This is a genomic window from Streptomyces sp. NPDC028308 (assembly GCF_055565855.1).
This window is the reverse complement of sequence record NZ_JBVHTO010000013.1, coordinates 310,338-330,859: the sequence shown is the minus strand read 5'-3', so window position 1 is coordinate 330,859 and position 20,522 is coordinate 310,338. Positions and strand designations below refer to the sequence as shown.

Genomic DNA, 20,522 nt, shown 5'->3' with positions numbered 1-20,522 from the left:
CCGGGTTTTCAGCGGGCGGGGCCGTGTTCCAGGAGGTCCAGGGTGCGGTCGAGGAGCGCGGCGAGGTCCTCGCGGTGACCGCCCTCGGCCCAGTACACGGCGGTCTCCAGCAGGGCGCCGGTCAGCGCCGCGGCGTACACGCGCACGTCGAGGGCGTCCGGGTCCCGGCCGGTGCGCTCACCGATGACCCGGCACAGCATGCGGCCGGTGCCGGTCAGGCGTTCCCTCGTGCGGGACCGCACGGCGGGCACCTCGGCCATCAGCCGGGTGCGCAGCCGCAGCACCTCGGGCCGCCCGGCGAGGATGTGCCCGAGCACGTGCCGCAGGGACTCCGGCCAGGGTTCGCCGGCGGGCCGTGACCGCAGCCGCTCCTCGGTCTCCCGGTCGCCTCCGTCCGGGAGCACGATGTCCTCCCTGGCCGGGAAGTAGCGCAGGACCGTGGAGGGGGAGACCTCGGCCGCCGCGGCGATCCGCTCGACGGAGGCCGCCTCGTAGCCCTGCTCCTGGATCAGCCGGTAGGCCGCCTCGCGGATCGCGAGCCGGGTCTTCGTCTTCTTCCGCTCGCGCAGCCCCGGCCGGGGCTCGGCGGTGGTGGAGCTGTGTGCGGTGGCGGCCATGGGGTTCATTCTCCGCCACCGGCGACGGCGGGCACCGGCTCCCTGGGCGGCTCCGGCGTCCGGGCCCGGACACGCGAGAGGGCCGCGGCGGACGGCCGCGGCCCCGGAGCGCTGGGGAGTTTCGTCGCTAGTAGGCCACCAGCGAGATGCCGACGTAGTGCGCGATGAACGCGGCCAGGGTGAGGGAGTGGAAGACCTCGTGGAAGCCGAAGTACTGCGGTGACGGGTTGGGGCGCTTGAGCGCGTAGATCACGCCGCCGGCGCTGTAGAGCAGACCGCCGACGACGACCAGGACGAGGACGGCGACCCCGCCGGCGCGCATGAAGTCGGGCAGGAAGAACACGGCGGCCCAGCCCATGGCGATGTAGCAGGGGGTGTAGAGCCAGCGCGGCGCCCCGACCCAGAACACCCGGAAGAGGATGCCGGCCACGGCGGCGCCCCAGATGCCCCACAGGAGCCACCGGCCCTTGGCTTCGGGCAGCAGGAGCATCGTCAGCGGTGTGTAGGTGCCGGCGATGATCAGGAAGATGTTCGCGTGGTCGAGTCTGCGCAGGACACCGTCCATGCGCGGGCTCCAGTTGCCGCGGTGGTAGACGGCGCTCACTCCGAACAGGAGGCAGGCCGTCAGCGTGTAGATCCCGCAGGCGAGCCGTCCGCGGCCGGTGTCGGCGAGCGCGGTGAGCAGCAGGCCCGCGACGAGTACGGCGGGGAACATGCCGAGGTGGAGCCAGCCGCGGAGCTTGGGTTTGACGGGGTGCGGCAGGGAGAGCTCGACGGGCCCGCGGCCGGCGGCCGGCGAGTCCGTGGGCGCGTCGGGGACGGGCGCAGTCATGCGGGCAATCGTACCTACGGAACCGTAAGTTACGCGTCAGCAGTACCCAGCCGCGGGTCGATAGTGGCCAGCGTCTCACGTGATGTCGCGGACACCGTCGCGGGGGTCCTTCAGGGGAACCCCGAAAGTCCGCGGGGAAACCCTCGTGCGAGTGGTGATGCTCACGCCGCTCAGGTGTGAGGCCCTCTGGACATATGGGCGGATGCGTCGGATGATCAAATGAGTGCGGTCGGCACCGGATGAGCGCCCATGATCCATCACCGTGAAGCATCCGGGTCGCGGCCCCCACGGGGCATTCAACAACAAAACCCCTCATTTAGGAGCAATCGTGGCGCGCGACATCGCGGCTCCCACCGTCGTCCCCACCTCTCACCAGGAACTGATCTCGTGGGTGAACGAGATCGCCGAACTGACCCAGCCGGACAGCGTGGTCTGGTGTGACGGATCCGAGGCGGAGTACGAGCGGCTGAGCGAGGAGCTCGTCCGCAAGGGCACCTTCCGCAAGCTCGACCCGATCAAGCGCCCGAACTCCTACTACGCCGCCTCCGACCCGACCGATGTCGCGCGGGTCGAGGACCGGACGTTCATCTGCTCCGAGAAGGAGGAGGACGCCGGCCCGACGAACCACTGGAAGGCGCCCGCCGAGATGCGGGAGATCTTCCAGGGGCAGGGCGGCGAGGGCGGCCTCTTCCGCGGCTCCATGCGCGGCCGGACGATGTACGTCGTCCCCTTCTGCATGGGCCCGCTCGGCTCCGACCTTTCCGCCATCGGCGTCGAGATCACCGACTCGGCCTACGTCGCCGTGTCCATGCGCACCATGACCCGCATGGGTCAGCCGGTCCTGGACGAGCTCGGCTCCGACGGCTTCTTCGTGCGTGCCGTGCACACGCTCGGAGCGCCGCTGGAGGAGGGCCAGGAGGACGTGCCGTGGCCGTGCAACTCCACGAAGTACATCTCGCACTTCCCCGAGTCCCGCGAGATCTGGTCCTACGGCTCGGGCTACGGCGGCAACGCCCTGCTCGGCAAGAAGTGCTACGCCCTGCGCATCGCCTCCGTCATGGCGCGCGACGAGGGCTGGCTCGCCGAGCACATGCTGATCCTCAAGCTGACGCCGCCGCAGGGTGAGTCGAAGTACGTCGCCGCCGCCTTCCCGAGCGCCTGCGGCAAGACGAACCTCGCCATGCTGGAGCCGACGATCTCCGGCTGGACCGTCGAGACGATCGGCGACGACATCGCCTGGATGCGCTTCGGCGAGGACGGCCGCCTGTACGCCATCAACCCCGAGGCCGGCTTCTTCGGCGTCGCGCCCGGCACCGGTGAGCACACCAACGCCAACGCGATGAAGACCCTGTGGGGCAACTCGGTCTTCACGAACGTGGCGCTCACCGACGACAACGACGTCTGGTGGGAGGGCATGACGGAGGAGACCCCGGCCCACCTGACGGACTGGAAGGGCAACGACTGGACGCCGGAGTCCGGGACCCCGGCCGCCCACCCGAACGCGCGCTTCACCACCCCCGCCGCGCAGTGCCCGATCATCGCGCCCGAGTGGGAGGACCCCAAGGGCGTGCCGATCTCCGCGATCCTCTTCGGCGGGCGCCGCGCCTCCGCCGTGCCGCTGGTCACCGAGTCCTTCGACTGGAACCACGGCGTCTTCCTGGGCGCCAACGTCGCCTCCGAGAAGACCGCCGCCGCCGAGGGCAAGGTCGGCGAGCTGCGCCGCGACCCCTTCGCCATGCTGCCGTTCTGCGGCTACAACATGGGCGACTACATGGGGCACTGGGTCGACGTGGCCAAGGGCAAGGACCAGTCGAAGCTCCCGAAGATCTACTACGTGAACTGGTTCCGCAAGAACGACGAGGGCAAGTTCGTGTGGCCCGGTTTCGGCGAGAACAGCCGCGTGCTCAAGTGGATCGTCGAGCGTCTGGAGGGCACGGCGGCCGGTGTCGAGACGCCGATCGGCGTGCTGCCCGCCAAGGGCTCGCTGGACACCAAGGGCCTCGACCTGGCCGAGTCCGACCTCGACTTCCTGCTCACCGTGGACAAGGAGGTGTGGCGCGAGGAGGCGTCGCTGGTGCCCGAGCACCTCAACACCTTCGGCGACCACGCGCCCAAGGAGCTGTGGGACGAGTACCGCGCGCTGGTGCAGCGCCTGGGCTGAGTCCCGCCCCCCGCTCCGCGGCCGGCCTGTTGCCCTGACCAGCGACGTCGTCGAGGCCGGCCGCGGTGACGACGGCACCCCGGACGGGTCCCCGGGCCCGCACGACGACACGCGGGTCCTGCGGTTCCCGGCCGGACCGCGACACGCGGGTCCACCGGTTCCCGGCCGGACGGCGACACGCCCCACGGGCCCCTTGCCCAGCGGATCCGCACAGTTGTTTCATGCCCTTACAGGCGCCCCGCTCGACGAGCGGGGCGCTCGACTCAGCCTGTGGGGGGCACAGTTGACAACCGCACACAGCCGTGGACGGACGGTGGCCACGCTGGCCGCGCTCGGGATGGCGGGGGCCGGTCTGACGGTGGGTGCCGCGCCCGCGGCGGTCGCCGCGACGGACTCCGTGGCCAAGCTGCCGATCTCCTCGTACGCGGCGATGGTGATCGACTCGGCGCACGAGCGCGTCTACGTCACCGAGGACAGCCGGAGCAGCACCGACGGCGCCATCCAGGTCTACGACTTCGACGGCCGCAAGGTGGCCACGCTCACCTCCAGCGGCCCGGTCTCGGGAATGGCGCTCAGCGAGGACAGCGGCACGCTCTACGCGTCGAACTACGAGATGATCGCGGCGTACGACACGCAGACGCTGACCAGGAGCGTCCACGCGTACACCCCCTGGTACGCCTACTGCGGGCGCCAGGTCGCGCACTCCGGCGGCAAGGTCTGGTACACGCAGAACTTCAACACCGGCGACTGCTACTCGTACACGAACACCCTCTACGGGGTCGCCGGGGGCTCCGCCTACGACACCAAGTGGTCCGCCGCCGGACGGCTCCAGCTGGCGACCGGGGACGGCGCCCCGAACCGGCTCTTCATGGGGCAGCCACCGAGCGGCGCGGAGAAGGACCCCTTCCTGACCTCGTTCGACACCGGCGGCGACACCCTGGTGCGCGGCGCCGCCCGGCGGTTCGCGGACGCCGACGGCAAGGGCGCCCTGGACTTCAAGGACATGTCGGTCTCGGCGGACGGCAAGCTGCTCGCGGTCGCCGACGCCGGCTACGGGACGCGCCTGCTGAACACCGCCGACCTCTCCGACGCGGACGGCTCCTACGCGCCGCTGCCATCCGGGGCGACGGCGTCGGCGGTGGCGTTCAGCGGTGACGGCACCTACCTCGCCCGCGGTGCCTCCGCCTCCGGCAGTACGGCCGACCTGCTCGTGCAGAAGGCGGACCCGGGGAGCGCGGCCGCGCCGCTGGAGTTCGCCTTCGAGGGCAGCCTCGACGGCGACCGGGTCGCGCCGCGCGGACTCGGCTGGTCGAAGGACGGGACGCGGCTGTTCGCCGTCACCACCAACGCGTCCGGCAGCGAGTACTGGCTGCACGTCATCCAGCCGCCCGCCGCCCAGTACGACTCCCGCTTCACCGGCGGACTGAGTCACTCGCCGAGCAGGGCCGTGGTCGGCGAGGCGCTCGCCGTCCGGGGCCGCCTCACCCTGGACGGCACCGCCCCGGTCGATCCGGTGAAGGTCTCCGCGGTACGCACGGACGCGTCCGGGACGCACCGGCTGGCCTCTGTGGAGGCCAGGGCCGACGGCACCTTCACGGTCCTGGACGAGCCGGACGCGGTGGGGGAGGCGACGTACACCGTGTCCTACCTGGGCGACCTCACGCACCGGCCGGCCGAGGACGTCAGCCTGACGGTCCCGGTGGCCAAGGCGTCGACGACGCTCACGCTGACGGCTCCGGACGAGGCGACTCTCGGCGGCGGGGTCGAGATCACCGGCACGCTGGGCCGGCAGGGACCGGCGTTGGAACCCGGCGCGACGGTGCGGGTGGAGCGCACCGACCGGCTCGGTTCCGGCGCGCTGTCGTCCGTCGCGGTCGGGGCCGACGGCACGTTCACCGTCAAGGACCTGCCGCGGACCACGCGGACGGTCACCTACACCCTGAGCTACGCGGGTGACGCGCTGCACGAGGGGGCGACCGCGTCGGCGCGGGTCGAGGTGCGCCGACGCTGACGGGGAAGGTGGCGCCCGGTCCGCACGTCGCTGCGGGTGCGCGCGGACCGGGGCCGATCGGGGGAGCCGGGAGGGCTCAGTGGGAGGCGAGCTCGCGGGGGCCGACGGCCGCCGCGTGGGCGTCCATCCGCTCGGCCGCCAGGATCGCCGCGGCCGTGTCGGCGCGCGAGGCGGCGACGACGAGGGCGCGTCCGGCGAGCGCGTGCGCCCGCTGGTGGAGCATCACCAGGTGCGGTTCGTGGACCGCGGCGGCCACCGAGGCGCGCACGGGCGCCTGGCCGCGGCGCAGCCGGGCCACCTGCGCGGCGAGCCGCTCGGCCGCCTGGTCGAGATCGGCGGAGGGGGCCAGCGCGCGCAGGTCGTCCGTCACCGCGAGCAGCGCGCCGAGATGGCCGGCGAGCTGGATGTCCAGCTCCTCCTCGCGGGAGCGGTGCGGGAAGTCGGGGTTGGGGCCGTCAGCCGTGCTGTGGACCGACTTGGTGCGGATCGGTTCGTACATGGGAAGGCCTCCTGTGCTGTCAGGAAACCATCCTAGCTTGGATTTCGTCTAAAGTTGAGTCGGTTCACGGAGACCGGACGGACGGGCACAGGGTGTGAGCGTCAGATCTGGCCGTAGCCGTCCAGGAACGTGCCGATCCGGGTCACCGCCGAGGTCAGGTCCGCGACCGACGGCAGGGTGACCACCCGGAAGTGGTCGGGCTCGGGCCAGTTGAAGCCCGTCCCCTGGACGACCATGATCTTCTCCTGGCGCAGCAGGTCCAGGACCATCCGCCGGTCGTCCTTGATCTTGAAGACCTTGGGGTCCAGGCGCGGGAAGAGGTACAGCGCGCCCTTCGGCTTGACGCAGCTCACCCCGGGGATCTGTGTGAGCAGCTCGTACGCCACGTCCCGCTGTTCCTTCAGCCGCCCGCCGGGCAGCACCAGTTCGTTGATCGTCTGGCGTCCGCTCAGCGCGGCGACCACGCCGTGCTGGCCCGGCATGTTCGCGCACAGGCGCATGTTGGCCAGGATCGTCAGGCCCTCGATGTACGAGTCGGCGTGCGCCCGCGGTCCCGAGATCGACATCCAGCCGACCCGGTAGCCCGCCACCCGGTAGGACTTGGACATCCCGTTGAAGGTGAGGGTCAGCAGGTCGGGGGCGACGGCGGCGGTCGGGGTGTGCGTGGCGCCGTCGTAGAGGATCTTGTCGTAGATCTCGTCGGAGCAGACCAGCAGGTTGTGGCGGCGGGCGATGTCGGTCAGCCCGCGCAGCACCGCCTCGTCGTACACCGCGCCCGTCGGGTTGTTCGGGTTGATGATGACGATCGCCTTGGTGCGGTCGGTGACCTTGCGCTCCACGTCGGCGAGGTCGGGCATCCAGTCCGACTGCTCGTCGCAGTGGTAGTGGACGGCCGTACCGCCGGACAGGGACACGGCGGCGGTCCACAGCGGGTAGTCCGGCGCCGGCACGAGGACCTCGTCGCCGTCGTCCAGCAGGCCCTGCATCGCCATCACGATCAGCTCGGAGACGCCGTTGCCGATGAAGACGTGCTCGACGTCCGTCTCGATGCCCAGGGTCTGGTTGTGCATCACCACGGCCCGGCGGGCGGCGAGCAGGCCCTTGGCGTCGCCGTAGCCGTGCGCCGAGGAGACGTTGCGGAGGATGTCCTCCAGGATCTCGGGCGGGCACTCGAAGCCGAACGCCGCCGGATTGCCGGTGTTCAGCTTGAGGATGCGATGGCCTGCCGCTTCCAGCCGCATCGCCTCCTCGAGAACCGGGCCCCGGATCTCGTAACAGACGTTGGCGAGCTTCGTGGACTGGATCACCTGCATGCGGTGAGCTTACGGCCGCGTAACGGGTCGTGGGGGGTGTTTTCCACCACGTGAGACGTCCGGCTTCGGTCGATTTGTCGCTCCACTACGCCGCAAGCCCTTGCGGTCTCTACAATGCGCGGCCATGTCATGGCAGAGCGGCGGACCGGAGAGTCCACCGAACGTGTACCTCCCGCAGGGCGACGCGGACGCGACGCCCGCATACGAGGCGTACGCGGATCCGGCCGCGGCGCACGGCTGGCAGGACTCCTACGCCCACGGGGGTGACGGGGCCCACGACGCGCACGCGGGCGCGGATCCGTACGGCGACGCGGGTCCGTACGACGGGTACGGGGACGGGGACCCGTACGACGGGCCGGGTACGGCGGTGGAGCTGTACGACGCCTCGGTCCTCGACGAGCCCGCCGAGGAGCCGGGCCGCCACGCCCGCCTGCTGCGGCGCCGCCGCACCCGGACGCTGCGCCGGGCGGCGATCGGCGCCGGCGCGGGCTGCGCCGTGCTGCTGGCGGCGGTGCTCGCCGGGGCCTTCGACTCCGGTTCCTCGCCGGCTCCGCGGCGGCCGCACGGTGAGGGTAAAAACACCGGTACGCGCGAGGCGGCCGAGCCCGCCGGCTCCTCCTCGGAGCGCCCCTCCGCCGCCGACCGGTCGCCCTCGGCCTCGCCGTCCGGGTCCACGGCGACCACGACCACGACCACGAGCCCCTCCGCGGGTGCCACGAAGGCGACGGAGCCGAAGGCGCCCGTACAGACGGCCCCGGCGACGCCCACGGCCTCCTCCGCCACGGCCGAGCCGACCCGGAGCGAGGACGGCAAGCCCGGCCGCGGACCCGGTTCCACCAAGCGCCCGAAGTAGGCGGCCGGGTAGCCGGAATGCGCCGGGCGGCGGCCGGAAACAGCTCCTTGTCGCCCCGGCGGGGGTCCCTTCACAATGCGCATGACAAACGGAGACGGCCGGAAGACCTCCGGTCGCCCGTCTGTCGGGACAACAGAAAACAGAGGGGACCCCCACATGAGAAAGCCTCTCGTCGCCGCGCTCTTCGCCCTGGTCATCGCCGGGACGGGCGTGGCACCCGCGGTCGCGGCGCCCGCGCCCGTACCGGCCGGGCGGACGGCGGCGGCACCCACCGCCCCGGCGCAGGCCGCACCGGCGCCGGCCGTGCAGGCGGTCGACTTCGCCGGCACCGTCGCGCTCAGCAACTGCTCCGGCTCCGTCGTGCGGACGCCCGGGTCCGAGGACGACGACCCCGCGCTCGTGCTCTCCAACGGCCACTGCCTGGAGACCGGCTTCCCGGCGGCCGGCGAGGTCCTCGTCGACCGGCCGTCCAGCCGCACCTTCAGCCTCCTCAACTCCGCGGGCACTCGGGTCGCGACCCTGCGCGCGAGCAAGATCGCGTACGCGACGATGACCGACACGGACATCTCGATCTACCAGCTCACCCGCACCTACGCGCAGATCAGGAGCTCGTACGGGATCGGCGCGCTGACCCTCGACGCCGCGCACCCGGTCGCCGGGACCGCGATCAAGGTGGTGTCCGGTTACTGGAAGCGGATCTACACCTGCAACATCGACGGGTTCGCCTACCGCCTCAAGGAGGGGCAGTGGACCTGGAAGGACTCGGTTCGCTACACCTCCGCCTGCAACACCATCGGCGGCACGTCGGGCTCGCCCGTCGTGGACAGCGCCACCGGCAAGGTCGTCGCCGTCAACAACACCGGCAACGAGGACGGCGCCCGCTGCACGGACAACAACCCGTGCGAGGTGGACGCGAGCGGCAACGTCACCGTCCGGCAGGGCATCAACTACGGCCAGGAGACCTACCAGATCGTGCCGTGCGTCGGCATCGACAACAAGATCGACCTGAGCCGCAGCGGGTGCACGCTGCCCAGGCCGTAGGCGACCGGCGGGCGGTTCAGGCCGTACGGCGGACCGCCCGCCCCGCCAGGACGTCGGTGCGCCGGCCGTCCTCGATCACGAAGCGGCCGTCTACCAGGACGTGCGGGATGCCGGTCGGCAGCGTGCGCGGCGCCTCGAAGGTGGACCCCGCGGCGACCGTGTCCGGGTCGAAGAGGACCAGGTCCGCCCGGTAGCCCTCGCGTACGAGGCCGCGGTCGGGCAGCCGCAGCCGGGCGGCGGGCCGCGCGGTGAGGTGGGCGACGCACTCCTCCAGCGAGAGGACGCCCAACTCCCGCACGTAGTGGCCCAGATAGTGCGGGAAGGTGCCGTACGCGCGCGGGTGCGGTTTGTCGCCCCGCAGGATGCCGTCGGAGCCGCCCGTGTGCACCCGGTGCCGCATGATCGCGCGGACGTTCTCCTCGTGGCCGACGTGCTGGAGGATCGTCGGGCCGAGACCGTCGGCGACGAGGAGCCGGCGGGCCGTGGTCCAGGGTTCCTCGCCGAGCCGGTCGGCGGACTGCTGGACGGTGCTGCCGACGTACGGCGCGAGGGCGGGGTCGCTCACCCCCGAGATCTCGATCGTGTCCCACTCGATGGGGACCCCGTGACAGCCGTCGGAGCCCACCACCTCCACGGCGTGCCGGATCCGCGCCGCCGTCGCGTCGTCCGCCAGCCGGGCGAGGGTCGCCGCCGGGCCGCCCTCGCTCGCCCAGCTCGGCAGCATCGCCACGAGGGTCGTGCAGCCGGGGGTGTAGGGGTACGTGTCCAGGCTGATGTCCGCGCCCGCGGCGAGCGCGTCGTCCAACAGGGCCAGCAGGTCCGGGGCCTTGCCCTTGTTCACGCCGAAGTTCATGGTGGCGTGCGCGAGATGGAGCGGGCAGCCGGCCTCGCGGGTGAGGGCCACCATCTCCTCGTACGCGGCGAGGGCGCCCGCGCCGTACGAGCGGTGGTGGGGGCAGTAGTAGCCGCCGTGCTCGGCCACCACCCGGCACAGCTCGGTGAGTTCGGCGTCCTTCGCGTACATGCCGGGGGTGTACGTCAGCCCGGAGGACATGCCGACCGCGCCCTCCCGCATGCCGTCGGCCACCAGCCGCCGCATGCGGTCCAGCTCGCCGGGGGTGGCCTCCCGGTCGCCCCAGCCGACGGCGAGCATCCGGACCGTGCCCTGCGGGATCAGGTACGCGGCGTTGACGGCGATGCCCTCGCCGCCGAAGCCGTGGTCGAGGCGGTCCAGGTACTCGCCGACCGAGCGCCAGCTGAAGTCGACGTCGTCGCCGGGGCCGTTCCAGCCGGTGATCGCGCGGCGGACCTCGGCGAGGGTGCGGTCGTCGACGGGGGCGTACGACAGGCCGTCCTGGCCGATGACCTCCAGGGTGACGCCCTGGGCGGCCTTCGCGCTGTGGTCCGGGTCCGTCAGGAGGGCGAGGTCGCTGTGCGCGTGCATGTCGATGAAGCCGGGGGAGAGGGCGAGGCCGGACGCGTCCAGGGTTCTGGTTCCCCCGGGGAGGGGGGTGCGGGTGCCGGTGCCGGTTCTGTGGATCTCTGTGATGCGGCCTTCGTGGATGCCTACGTCTGCTCTGTACGGGGGTGTGGCCGTGCCGTCCACGACGGTGGCGTCTCTGATCACCAGGTCCATGGTGGGCGTCTCCTTCCCTCTCCGGGCTTCGCCCGTGCCGTGTGTTCACGCGCCTGCGGCGCGAGTCTCCGGGCTTCACCCGTGCCGTGTGTTCACGCGCCTGCGGCGCGAGTCTCCGGGCTTCGCCCGTGCCGTGTGTTCACGCGCCTGCGGCGCGGATTTCCGGGCTTCGCCCGTGCCGCTTCTTTCCCGCGCTCCGCGCGGTGCCTGCCCACCCACGACCACCCGTCTCGGCCCGTATGGCGCGCTTCGCGCGGTGCTGTCGAAGGGCGCCGGCTCGGCCTACCGGACCTGCTTCGCGCGGTGCTGTCGAAGGGCTCCGGCTCGGCCTGTCTGGCGTGCTTCGCGTGGTGCTGTCGGTGGGCTCCGTCTCGGCCCACCGGACCTGCTTCGTGCGGTGCTGCTCCGTCTCGGCCCGTCGGGCGTTTCGCGCGGTGCTGTCGAAGGGCGCGGCTCGGCCCACCGGACCTGCTTCGCGCGGTGCTGTCGGTGGGCTCGGCGCGCCCCCGTGCCCGGCGGCCGTCAGAAGAACGTCCGTACGTACTCCGTCACCGTGCCGTCCTCCTCCGTGACCGGGATCAGTTGCCACTTGTCGAAGGACGTGCACGGGTGGGAGAGGCCCATGGCGAGCCAGTCGCCGACGCGCAGGTCCGCCTCCGGGGTCGTGGTGAGCCACGTGTGCTGGTCGGAGAGGCCGGTGACCGTGACGCCGGTGGCCGGGTGCTCGGTGCCGTCGCGGTGGACCACCTGGGCCGCCGGGAGGTCCAGGTCGTAGGCGGCGTCGCGCTTGCCCGCGTTGGCGAACGCCTGCTCCGAGGAGGGGCGGGAGACGACCTGCGCCCAGAGACGGAACGCGGGCTGGAGCGCGCCCTCCTCGGGGACCCGGGTGAAGGGGGTGAGCCTGCTGTAGTGGCCGTCGTCGTGGGAGACGTACGCGCCGGAGCGCAGCAGCTTGAGCACCGGCAGGGACAGTTCGGGGAGCTGCGCGAACACGTCCGCCACGGCGTCGAACCAGGCGCTGCCCCCGGCGCTGACGATGATCCCGTCGGAGTCGCCGTCGCCGGTGGTGCCGCGGTCCGCGGCCAGGTCCTTGAAGCGGCCCGCCCGGTCGAAGTCCGCCGCCAGCGAGGTGAGCCGGCGCAGCCACGCGTGCACGCGGTCCGGGGTCGCGTCCGGGACCTCGCCCTCGTAACCCGCCACGCCGACCAGCCGCAGCGTGGCGGTGGCGGCCACCGCGTCGGCGACCGCGGCGCAGTCCGCCTCCGTGCGGGCGCCGGTGCGGGCGCCCTCCCCGGCGGCGAGTTCGACCACGACGTCCACGGGACGCGCCGTACCCCGCAGCGCGGCGTCCATCAGCTCGACGCCGCGCACCGAGTCGACGTAGCAGACGAAGCGGAAGGACGGGTCGGCGGCGAGCTCGGCGGCGATCCAGCGCAGGGCGGACGCGTCGACCAGTTCGTTGGCGAGGAAGATCCGCCGGACGCCGAACTCCCGTGCCACGCGCACCTGGTGGGGCACCGCGAGGGTGATGCCCCAGGCGCCGTGCTCGATCTGCCGCTGGAAGAGCTGGGGGGCCATGGAGGTCTTGCCGTGCGGGGCGAAGGCCAGGCCGTGGCGGGCGGCGTACGTCTCCATCAGCGCGAGGTTGTGGCGCAGGCGCTCGGCGGAGAGGGCGAGGACGGGGGTGGTGAAGCCGCCGGTGAAGAGGTTGCGGCGCTGGGCTGCCAGCTCGCCGACGGTCAGGCCCTCGGCGTCCGGGGGGAGGCCTTTGAAGCGGTGGTCGACGCGCTCCGCCGCCAGGCGGGCGACGGCTTCGGCGGCGGTGGTGTCGGCGGCCATGGAGCCTCCTCCTCGGGTTCCGTTGCGCTATGTGCAACGGTCATTGCGTATGTCGCTTACTGCTGTCTAACATCCCAGCCAACGCAGGGTCAACGGTGCCGTGGACCCGGAGCATGCGAGGAGTCTGATCCCACGTGACCACCAACGGACCGGCAACCACCGGGCACCGCGCCGCCGACGGCCTCGACGGCCCGGCCGAGGTGGTCGCCCTCGGCGAGTCCATGGTCACGTTCCTGCCGTCCCGCCCGGGACGCCTCGCCGACGTCCCCTCCTTCGAGCGGGGGATCGGCGGCGCCGAGTCCAACGTCGCCTGCGTCCTCGCCTCGGCCGGGCACCGTACCCGCTGGGTCAGCCGGGTCGGCGCCGACGGCTTCGGCGATCACCTGGTCGAGGCCGTCACCTCCTACGGCGTCGACACCTCCGCCGTACGGCGCGACCCCGAGCGCCCCACCGGCATCTACTTCCGCACCGCCGGCGACCGGGCCACCGACGCCCACGAGGTGGCGTACTACCGGGCCGGGTCCGCCGCCTCCGCGATGGCCGTCGACACCGTGGACCTGGACGCCGTCCGCTCGGGCCGGGTGCTCCACCTCTCCGGCATCACCGCCGCGCTCTCCGGCGACTGCCTGGCCCTGCTCCGCGAACTGACCGCGCCCCGCCCCGGCCGCCCCCTCGTCTCCTTCGACGTCAACCACCGCGTCCACCTGTGGCAGGGGCAGGAGGCCGGCGCCGTCCTGCTGGACCTCGCCCGCGGCAGCGACCTCGTCTTCGTCGGGGAGGACGAGGCCGAGGCCGCCTGGGGCGTCACCGGCGGACCCGCCGCCGTACGCGCCGCGCTGCCCGAGCCCGCCGCCCTGGTCGTGAAGCAGGGCGAGCGCGGCGCCACCTTCTTCGACGGCGACACCGCCGCCTTCGTCCCCTCCCTGCACGTCGACGTGGTCGCCCCCGTCGGCGCCGGCGACGCCTTCGCCGCCGGGTTCCTCTCCGCGACCCTGCGCGGACTGCCCGCCCGCGAGCGGCTGCGCCACGGCCACCTGACGGCCGCCGCCGCCCTCACCGTCCCCGGCGACCTCGCCGCGCCCTGCGCCCGCGCGGACGCGGACCGGCTGGCCGCCCTGGACGACCGGGCGTGGGAGACACTTCGACTCGGCCCCGGCTGGACCGAAGCCGTCGCGTGGGCCGACGAGGAGGTACGCACCCCATGAGCCAGACCGTCGACCGAGCGCTGAGCATCCTGCCGCTGCTCGCCGAGGGACCCGCCGACCTCGGGCAGGTCGCCGAGCGCCTCGGCGTCCACAAGTCCACGGCCCTGCGGCTGCTGCGCACCCTGCACGAGCACGGGCTGGTCTACCGCCAGTCCGACCAGCGCTACCGCCTGGGCGCCCGCCTCTTCGCGCTCGCGCAGGAGGCCGTGGAGAACCTGGACATCCGGGAGATCGCCCACCCCCACCTGGTCGGACTGAACGAGACCTGCGGGCACACCGTCCACCTCGCGGTGTACGAGGAGAGCGAGGTGCTCTACATCGACAAGGTGGAGAGCCGCTACCCGGTGCGCATGTACTCGCGGATCGGCAAGCCGGTGGCCATCACCGTCGCCGCCGTGGCCAAGCTGCTCCTCGCCGACCTGCCCGAGGCCGAACGCCGCGCCCTCGCGGAGAAGTTCGACTACCCCATGTACACGGCCCGTTCGACCCCCAGCGCGCCCGCCTTCCTCAAGGAGCTGGCGACGGTGCGCGAACAGGGCTGGGCCACCGACCTCGGTGGCCACGAGGAGTCCATCAACTGCGTGGGCGCCCCCATCAGGGGTGCCGACGGACGCGTCGTCGCCGCGATGTCGGTGTCCGCCCCGAACGTCGTCGTCACCGCCGACGAACTCCTCACGCTGCTCCCGCTGGTGCGCCGTACCGCGGACGCCATCAGCCGCGAGTACTCCGGCAAGACCCCAGCAAAGGACCCCGCATGACCGAGAAGACCGCGCTCACCCCGAAGACCCACACCACGCCGCCCGCCAGGTTCTCGCACGGCGTCCGCAAGGGGAACATCCTCCAGGTCGCCGGACAGGTCGGCTTCCTGCCCGCCGTCGAGGGGCAGCCCCCGACGCCCGTCGGCCCGGGCCTGCGCGAGCAGACCCTGCAGACCCTCGACAACGTCAAGGCCATCCTCGAAGAGGGCGGCGCGAGCTGGGACGACGTGATGATGATCCGCGTCTACCTCACCGACGTGGACCACTTCGCCGAGATGAACGGCATCTACAACACCTACTTCGAGGAGCAGGGCCTCACCGCGCCCCCCGCCGCCCGCACGACGGTCTACGTCGGACTGCCGGCCGGACTCCTCGTCGAGATCGACGCGCTCGCCGTCCTCGGCTGACGCTCCCTCAACTCCCCGCACACCGTACGTCGTCACGGTGCGGCGCCCGTCATCCCGGGGCGCCGCACCGCGATACCCCCTGCCCGAAAGCCTCATGCACTTACGAAACAGAGGACCACCATGTCGTCCCCCCTGCTCGCCGCCGCACCTCCCGCTCCCGAGATCCCACCCCACACCGGTGGCCTGCTCCTGCTCCTCGACGGCACCGCCGGCCTGCTCACGGTCGCCGCCCTCGGCATCGCCCTCCTGCTGCTGCTGATCATCAAGGTCAGACTCCAGCCGTTCGTCGCCCTGCTCGCCGTCTCCATAGCCGTCGGCCTCGCCGCCGGACTGTCCGTCACCGAACTCTTCGGCACCGTCCAGAAGTCCACGGCCGTCTCGGTCATCGAGTCCGGGATGGGCGGCATCCTCGGCCATGTCGCGATCATCATCGGGCTCGGCACCATGCTCGGCGCGATCCTCGAAGTCTCGGGCGGCGCCGAGGTGTTGGCGTCCCGGCTGCTGAACCTCTTCGGGGAGAAGCGGGCGCCCCTGGCCATGGGCCTGACCGGCCTCATCTTCGGCATCCCGGTCTTCTTCGACGTCGGCATCTTCGTCCTCGCGCCGATCGTCTACGCCGCCGCCAAGCGCTCCGGCAAGTCGATCCTGCTCTACTGCATGCCGCTGCTCGCCGGCCTGTCGATGACCCACGCGTTCCTGCCCCCGCACCCCGGCCCGGTGGCCGCCGCGGGACTGCTGCACGTCCAGCTCGGCTGGGTCATCCTGATGGGCATCGTCTGCGGCATCCCGGCCGTCCTCGCCGCCTGGGTCTTCTCGGCCTGGATCGGCCGGCGCATCTTCGTCGCCGTACCGCAGGACATGGTGGAGGCCGCGGACGAGGCCAAGCGGGCCGTCGCGGAGGAGCAGCGCGCCGCGGGCGTCGAGCCGCAGGAGAAGCCCGTACCGCTCGGCACGGTCCTCGGCATCATCGGTACGCCGCTGGTGCTGATCCTCGCCGCGACGTTCTCCTCGATCGCGTTCGACCCGTCCACCGGCCGCTCGGTCGTCGAGTTCTTCGGCAGCCCGTTCGTCGCTCTCACCATCGCCCTGCTGCTCGCCTACTACCTGCTGGGCATCCGGCGCGGCTGGTCCCGCAAGTCCCTGGAGCGGGTGTCGACCTCGTCCCTGAAGCCGGTCGGCAACATCCTGCTGGTGGTCGGCGCGGGCGGCGTCTTCGGTGCCGTGCTGAAGGCGAGCGGCGTCGCCCAGGCGCTGTCGGACACCTTCAACGACGTGGGTCTGCCGGTGGTGTTCCTCGCGTACCTGATCTCCGTGGTGCTGCGGGTGGCGCAGGGCTCGGCGACCGTCGCCATCGTCACCACGGCCGGCATCGTGGCACCGCTGCTCGCCGAGGGCGACCACTCGCAGGCGTTCGTCGCGCTGGTCATCATGGCCATCTCGGCGGGCTCCATCTTCGCCTCGCACGTGAACGACGGCGGCTTCTGGATGGTCGCCAAGTACTTCGGCATCACCGAGCGCGACACCCTCAAGTCGTGGACGGTGCTGGAGTCCGTGCTGTCGGTGGCCGGCTTCGCGGTGGCGGCGGTTCTCAGCCTCTTCGTATAACAGCCGTGCAGCTAAACGGGGGCTGGCTGTGCCCGGCACAGGATCTTCGACCATACTGCCCGCTGTGGAGCAGCGCATAGGTTCGAGCAGCCAGTCCCCGGACGTGCCCGTCGTGCCCGTCGTCCCCGCCGCCGCGGTCGATCCGGCGTACGTCCCCGGGATCACGTCACCCGCGCCCGTGACGTCCGAGGACCCGGCCGATGAGGCCGGGACGGACCCCGTCGACGCGACGCCCGAGCAGGAGTCCGAGGAGGCCGCTCCCGAGGAGACGGCCCCCGAGGACGCCCCGGCTGCCGGGGTGCAGACGCCGGGCGACGCCCCCGCCGACGAGGACGGGGAGGCCGGAGGCCCCGTCTTCGAGGCCTCCGACCGGCGCGCCTCGGTCCGGGCCGACCGCCGCGGCGTGGTGCTGCGGCTGGACGACCAGGAGGCCGAGTTCCGCTGGGACGAGATCGGCGCCGTCGAGACCGAGTCGCCGCGCTGGGGACGTCGGTTCACCGTCACCGTGCACACGCCGGACCGCCGCTGGTACCCGCTCGAGATCGACGCGGCGTCCCGGGCGCGCTTCCCGGAGTGGGAGAAGCAGCTCGACGCCGTCCTGGACGCCTACTTCCAGGAGTGACGGCCGGTCAGCTCGCGCAGTACTGCGCCTGCTTGCCGATCGAGCGGTACATGCAGTCGGCGTTCTCCAGGAGTTGCAGTACCGCGTCCCGGTTGCGCGACGTCTCCCGCTCGATGACCTCGTCGGGCGGGTAGAAGCCGCCGCCACCGGACCTCGGGTACATCTCGAAGGTGTACGCGAAGATCTTCTGGCTGCCCCAGAGGTAGTCGTCGATCGAGCCGTCGGTGATGTAGAGGTCGCTGGACTGCTCGGCCGTGTAGCCGTTGCTGGCGCCCATCTTCTGGCCGACGGCCGCGAAGGCGTTGCGGTCGTCCGCCGTCATGCCCGTCGCGGTGTCCGAGTAGGTCCACCCGAAGGGCCACAGGACCAGCTCGCTGTAGGTGTGGAAGTCGATCCCGGCGGTGATCTGCTGCTTGCCGCCGACGACCCGGCCGCGTACGAAGTCGGCGACCACCTTCACCTCGGGAGCCGACTCGGGCGCGGAACCGCGGTAGGTCTCGGACGAGGTGGAGCCCGAGGAGCCGCCGCAGCAGCCCCACTTGTAGTTCCAGTTGCGGTTCAGGTCGGTGCCGACGTACGAACTGCCGCTGTTGGGCTGGCGGTTCTTGCGCCAGGAGCGGTACGAGCCGGACGCGATGTCGTACTCGCCGCCGTCCGGGTTGAGGTCCGGGACGATCCAGATCTCGCGGTTGTTCACCATGTTCGTCACGCGGGAGTCGGAGCCGTAGCCCGCGCCGAGTTCGCGCAGCAGGTAGAGCGCCATCTCGACGGTCAGGTGCTCGCGCGCGTGCTGGTGGAAGGTGAACAGCACCTCGGGCTCGGCCTCGTCGCTCGCGACGTTGTCGCTGACCTTGATGGCGACGATGTCCCGGCCCTGGTAGGACTTGCCGATCACCCGTTTGCTCATGATGCCCGGGTAGGCGGCGAGCCGCTGGTTGATCTCCGTGTTCATCTCGGCGTAGTTGTGGTACTTCGAGTCCGCCGAGGGGAAGTCGAGCAGCCGCACGTCCGAGCCGTCGGTCCGGTCGGGCGCCGAACCCAGGAGCGAGACGTCGTAGCCCAGTTGCCGCAGCTTCTTGATCTGGTCCGCGCGGCCCGAGACGACGACGGTCTCCTCGTCGGCCTCGTCCACGGTCACGCCGGTGCGCTGGATCGCCGTCCGGGTCACCGGCGTCGTGCCCTGGTGGATCTCGTACTGGCGGATGTCGTCCGCCGAGGGGGCTGCGGCCCGCCCGCCGGTGGCCGTGGCGTCGGTGGCCGTGGCGGTGATGGGGGCGGCGAGCGCGAGGGCGAGGAGGGTGGCGAGTGCCGCGCTGCGCCGGCCGCTTCTGCCGCCGCTGCCTCGTATGCGAAGTCGCATGAAGTCTCCTAGTTTCTCCAGGGAATCCGGGGTCGCCGGATGTGGGGAGTGGAGCGGGGGGTGGTCCATGGCGACGTGCCTGGTGCGGGTGTGGCGCTCATCGTGAGCGTCTGGCATGGTCAGGTCAAGCAGGGCCGAGGGGTCGGCGGCGGGAACCGGCCGAAAATCAGCCGGGCACTGTACGCGGGGGCCCGCTCGGCCCGGGACCGTACGCGCGCGGGCCGACCGGGCGACGCAGGCGGGACCGGGCCGGACGGCGCCCGGCGGCACCCCGTACTGTCGGCGCCGGACGGCACCGCGGCGGCCCGGCCACCGCACACGCTCGACCGGGTCTCTTCACAGCACGCCCCCTTGTGCCCCCGGCCGCTTTACGCTTCCTTGAACGTCATGTCGGAGACCACTGGGAAGTCAGCGTCAGGCGAGGTCATCTCCCGCCCCCGGAAGTCGAGTTGGAAGTACATCGGACCCGGCATCGTCGTCGCCGCGACCGGCGTGGGCGCCGGTGACCTCGTCGCCACCCTCATCGCGGGCAGCAACTTCGGCTACACACTCCTGTGGGCCGCCGTCGTCGGCTGCCTGGTCAAGATCTCGCTGGCCGAGGCGGCGGGCCGCTGGCACCTGTCCACCGGCCGCACCCTCTTCGACGGCTGGGCGAGCCTCGGCCGCTGGACGTCCTGGTTCTTCGTCGTCTACGTCGTGATCTGGGGCTTCGTCTACGGCGCCGCGGCGATGTCCTCGTCGGGACTGCCGCTCCAGGCGCTGTTCCCCGACGTCATGGACCTCAAGTGGTGGGCCATCCTCACCGGGCTGGTCGGCCTCGTCTTCGTCTGGTTCAACAAGTACGCCGTGTTCGAGAAGGTCATGACGGTCCTGGTCGGCGTCATGTTCGTCGTCACCGTCTACCTGGCGGTCCGCGTCACCCCGAACCTGGGCGACGCGTTCGCCGGCCTGCTGCCGGTCCTGCCCGACGAGAAGGACTCGGTCCTCAACACCCTCGGCCTGATCGGCGGCGTCGGCGGCACGATCACGCTCGCCGCGTACGGCTACTGGGTCAACGCCAAGGGGTGGACCAACACCGGCTGGATGAAGGTGATGCGCCTCGACAACCGCGTCGCATACATCACCACTGGCATCTTCGTCGTCGCGATGCTCTTCGTCGGCGCGGAACTGCTGCACTCCGCGAACGTGGCCATCGCCTCCGGCGACAAGGGGCTGGTCCAGCTCAGCGACATCCTGGAGGACGAGTACGGGACCGCGACGGCCAAGTTCTTCCTGATCGGCTTCTTCGCCACGTCGTTCACCTCGCTGATCGGCGTCTGGCACGGGGTGAGCCTGATGTTCGCGGACTTCGTGGAACGCTTCCGCAAGGACCGCGCGGCAGGGCCGGCCCCCGGCGCCGGGACCTCCGCGGCGTCCCCGGCCTCCCTGGCGTCCCCGGCCTCCGGCGAGGAGGTGGCGTCCGGCGCCCGGGAGAAGTCCTGGCCCTTCCGCGCCTACCTCCTCTGGCTGACCTTCCCGCCGATGGTGCTGCTCTTCGAAGGCCAGCCCTTCCGCCTGATCATCCTGTACGGGGTGCTGGGCGCCGCGTTCCTTCCCTTCCTCGCCCTGACCCTGATGTGGCTGCTCAACTCCGCCCGCACGCCCGCCGAATGGCGCAACGGCATGCTGAGCAACGCCATGCTCGCCGTCGCCGGCCTGCTCTTCCTCGTCCTGTGCGTGAAGCAGATCTGGGACCAGCCGTGGTCGGAGTTCTTCTGACCCCG

17 protein-coding genes are annotated in these 20,522 nt (G+C 71.7%); 10 read left to right on the top strand and 7 right to left on the bottom strand.

All coding sequences use genetic code 11. From position 1 onward, the window contains the following. Positions 1-8: 8 nt before the first annotated feature. Both ACZ4VA_RS30335 and trhA read right to left on the bottom strand, forming a co-directional pair. Positions 9-617 (bottom strand): TetR/AcrR family transcriptional regulator, encoded by a 609-nt coding sequence (locus tag ACZ4VA_RS30335; RefSeq protein WP_468083201.1) that lies wholly within the window; start codon positions 615-617, stop codon positions 9-11. A gap of 127 nt (positions 618-744) precedes the next feature. Beyond that, on the bottom strand, positions 745-1,449 hold the full coding sequence (trhA, locus tag ACZ4VA_RS30330; protein ID WP_355784627.1) for a PAQR family membrane homeostasis protein TrhA: 705 nt from the start codon (positions 1,447-1,449) through the stop codon (positions 745-747). 328 nt (positions 1,450-1,777) lie between these two features. Here trhA and ACZ4VA_RS30325 point away from each other — a divergent pair, with 328 nt between their 5' ends. Further along, entirely contained in the window at positions 1,778-3,610 is a 1,833-nt protein-coding gene (locus ACZ4VA_RS30325; protein ID WP_356171057.1) for a phosphoenolpyruvate carboxykinase (GTP), read from the top strand. 313 nt (positions 3,611-3,923) lie between these two features. Beyond that, positions 3,924-5,621 (top strand): YncE family protein, encoded by a 1,698-nt coding sequence (locus tag ACZ4VA_RS30320; RefSeq protein WP_468083198.1) that lies wholly within the window; start codon positions 3,924-3,926, stop codon positions 5,619-5,621. A gap of 76 nt (positions 5,622-5,697) precedes the next feature. Here the strand turns inward: ACZ4VA_RS30320 and ACZ4VA_RS30315 are convergent, their stop codons facing one another. Continuing rightward, positions 5,698-6,120 (bottom strand): SCO4983 family protein, encoded by a 423-nt coding sequence (locus ACZ4VA_RS30315; RefSeq protein ID WP_355793018.1) that lies wholly within the window; start codon positions 6,118-6,120, stop codon positions 5,698-5,700. A 101-nt stretch (positions 6,121-6,221) separates the two neighbouring features. Further along, positions 6,222-7,433, bottom strand: coding sequence for a pyridoxal phosphate-dependent aminotransferase (locus tag ACZ4VA_RS30310; protein ID WP_355793016.1), 1,212 nt, complete (start codon positions 7,431-7,433; stop codon positions 6,222-6,224). A gap of 124 nt (positions 7,434-7,557) precedes the next feature. Between ACZ4VA_RS30310 and ACZ4VA_RS30305 the strand changes: the two genes are divergently transcribed. Both ACZ4VA_RS30305 and ACZ4VA_RS30300 read left to right on the top strand, forming a co-directional pair. Continuing rightward, positions 7,558-8,286, top strand: a complete 729-nt coding sequence (locus tag ACZ4VA_RS30305; protein ID WP_468083195.1) for a hypothetical protein — start codon at positions 7,558-7,560, stop codon at positions 8,284-8,286. 156 nt (positions 8,287-8,442) lie between these two features. Then, positions 8,443-9,327: a S1 family peptidase gene (locus ACZ4VA_RS30300; protein ID WP_356171067.1), complete on the top strand. Its 885-nt coding sequence runs from the start codon at positions 8,443-8,445 to the stop codon at positions 9,325-9,327. 16 nt (positions 9,328-9,343) lie between these two features. Here the strand turns inward: ACZ4VA_RS30300 and ACZ4VA_RS30295 are convergent, their stop codons facing one another. Together ACZ4VA_RS30295 and ACZ4VA_RS30290 are read right to left on the bottom strand one after the other, a co-directional pair. Beyond that, entirely contained in the window at positions 9,344-10,963 is a 1,620-nt protein-coding gene (locus ACZ4VA_RS30295) for an N-acyl-D-amino-acid deacylase family protein (RefSeq protein WP_355793995.1), read from the bottom strand. A gap of 522 nt (positions 10,964-11,485) precedes the next feature. After that, on the bottom strand, positions 11,486-12,802 hold the full coding sequence (locus ACZ4VA_RS30290) for an amino acid deaminase (protein WP_356238184.1): 1,317 nt from the start codon (positions 12,800-12,802) through the stop codon (positions 11,486-11,488). 134 nt (positions 12,803-12,936) lie between these two features. Between ACZ4VA_RS30290 and ACZ4VA_RS30285 the strand changes: the two genes are divergently transcribed. The 5 genes from ACZ4VA_RS30285 (at position 12,937) to ACZ4VA_RS30265 (ending at position 17,399) form a co-directional block, all read left to right on the top strand. Then, the gene (locus ACZ4VA_RS30285; protein ID WP_356238185.1) at positions 12,937-14,007 is read left to right on the top strand and encodes a sugar kinase; all 1,071 of its coding nucleotides are present in this window, start codon (positions 12,937-12,939) and stop codon (positions 14,005-14,007) included. Then, positions 14,004-14,765 (top strand): IclR family transcriptional regulator, encoded by a 762-nt coding sequence (locus tag ACZ4VA_RS30280; protein ID WP_355783565.1) that lies wholly within the window; start codon positions 14,004-14,006, stop codon positions 14,763-14,765. Before ACZ4VA_RS30285 ends, ACZ4VA_RS30280 begins: the two co-directional genes overlap by 4 nt. Continuing rightward, positions 14,762-15,172: a RidA family protein gene (locus ACZ4VA_RS30275; RefSeq protein WP_355783562.1), complete on the top strand. Its 411-nt coding sequence runs from the start codon at positions 14,762-14,764 to the stop codon at positions 15,170-15,172. Before ACZ4VA_RS30280 ends, ACZ4VA_RS30275 begins: the two co-directional genes overlap by 4 nt. Before the next feature lie 120 nt (positions 15,173-15,292). Continuing rightward, the gene (locus ACZ4VA_RS30270) at positions 15,293-16,777 is read left to right on the top strand and encodes a GntP family permease (RefSeq protein ID WP_355783559.1); all 1,485 of its coding nucleotides are present in this window, start codon (positions 15,293-15,295) and stop codon (positions 16,775-16,777) included. A gap of 64 nt (positions 16,778-16,841) precedes the next feature. After that, positions 16,842-17,399, top strand: a complete 558-nt coding sequence (locus tag ACZ4VA_RS30265) for a hypothetical protein (protein WP_355783557.1) — start codon at positions 16,842-16,844, stop codon at positions 17,397-17,399. A 7-nt stretch (positions 17,400-17,406) separates the two neighbouring features. On the opposite strand, the gene ACZ4VA_RS30260 is transcribed toward ACZ4VA_RS30265, so the two are convergent. Then, positions 17,407-18,759 carry a M14 family metallopeptidase gene (locus ACZ4VA_RS30260; RefSeq protein ID WP_355783554.1) on the bottom strand — a complete coding sequence of 451 codons (1,353 nt, stop codon included), beginning with the start codon at positions 18,757-18,759 and terminating at the stop codon, positions 17,407-17,409. 387 nt (positions 18,760-19,146) lie between these two features. On the opposite strand from ACZ4VA_RS30260, the gene ACZ4VA_RS30255 reads away from it, so the two are divergent. Continuing rightward, a complete protein-coding gene (locus ACZ4VA_RS30255) occupies positions 19,147-20,517 on the top strand; it encodes an Nramp family divalent metal transporter (protein ID WP_468083190.1) in 1,371 nt (456 codons plus the stop codon). Positions 20,518-20,522 lie beyond the last annotated feature (5 nt).

Excerpts from the sequence above, each read along its gene's own strand:
- ACZ4VA_RS30335 (WP_468083201.1), bottom strand. The coding sequence starts at position 617 with ATGGCCGCCACCGCACACAGCTCCACCACCGCCGAGCCCCGGCCGGGG.
- trhA (WP_355784627.1), bottom strand. The coding sequence starts at position 1,449 with ATGACTGCGCCCGTCCCCGACGCGCCCACGGACTCGCCGGCCGCCGGC.
- ACZ4VA_RS30315 (WP_355793018.1), bottom strand. The coding sequence starts at position 6,120 with ATGTACGAACCGATCCGCACCAAGTCGGTCCACAGCACGGCTGACGGC.
- ACZ4VA_RS30310 (WP_355793016.1), bottom strand. The coding sequence starts at position 7,433 with ATGCAGGTGATCCAGTCCACGAAGCTCGCCAACGTCTGTTACGAGATC.
- ACZ4VA_RS30305 (WP_468083195.1), top strand. The coding sequence starts at position 7,558 with ATGTCATGGCAGAGCGGCGGACCGGAGAGTCCACCGAACGTGTACCTC.
- ACZ4VA_RS30300 (WP_356171067.1), top strand. The coding sequence starts at position 8,443 with ATGAGAAAGCCTCTCGTCGCCGCGCTCTTCGCCCTGGTCATCGCCGGG.
- ACZ4VA_RS30295 (WP_355793995.1), bottom strand. The coding sequence starts at position 10,963 with ATGGACCTGGTGATCAGAGACGCCACCGTCGTGGACGGCACGGCCACA.
- ACZ4VA_RS30290 (WP_356238184.1), bottom strand. The coding sequence starts at position 12,802 with ATGGCCGCCGACACCACCGCCGCCGAAGCCGTCGCCCGCCTGGCGGCG.
- ACZ4VA_RS30280 (WP_355783565.1), top strand. The coding sequence starts at position 14,004 with ATGAGCCAGACCGTCGACCGAGCGCTGAGCATCCTGCCGCTGCTCGCC.
- ACZ4VA_RS30275 (WP_355783562.1), top strand. The coding sequence starts at position 14,762 with ATGACCGAGAAGACCGCGCTCACCCCGAAGACCCACACCACGCCGCCC.
- ACZ4VA_RS30270 (WP_355783559.1), top strand. The coding sequence starts at position 15,293 with ATGTCGTCCCCCCTGCTCGCCGCCGCACCTCCCGCTCCCGAGATCCCA.
- ACZ4VA_RS30260 (WP_355783554.1), bottom strand. The coding sequence starts at position 18,759 with ATGCGACTTCGCATACGAGGCAGCGGCGGCAGAAGCGGCCGGCGCAGC.
- ACZ4VA_RS30255 (WP_468083190.1), top strand. The coding sequence starts at position 19,147 with ATGTCGGAGACCACTGGGAAGTCAGCGTCAGGCGAGGTCATCTCCCGC.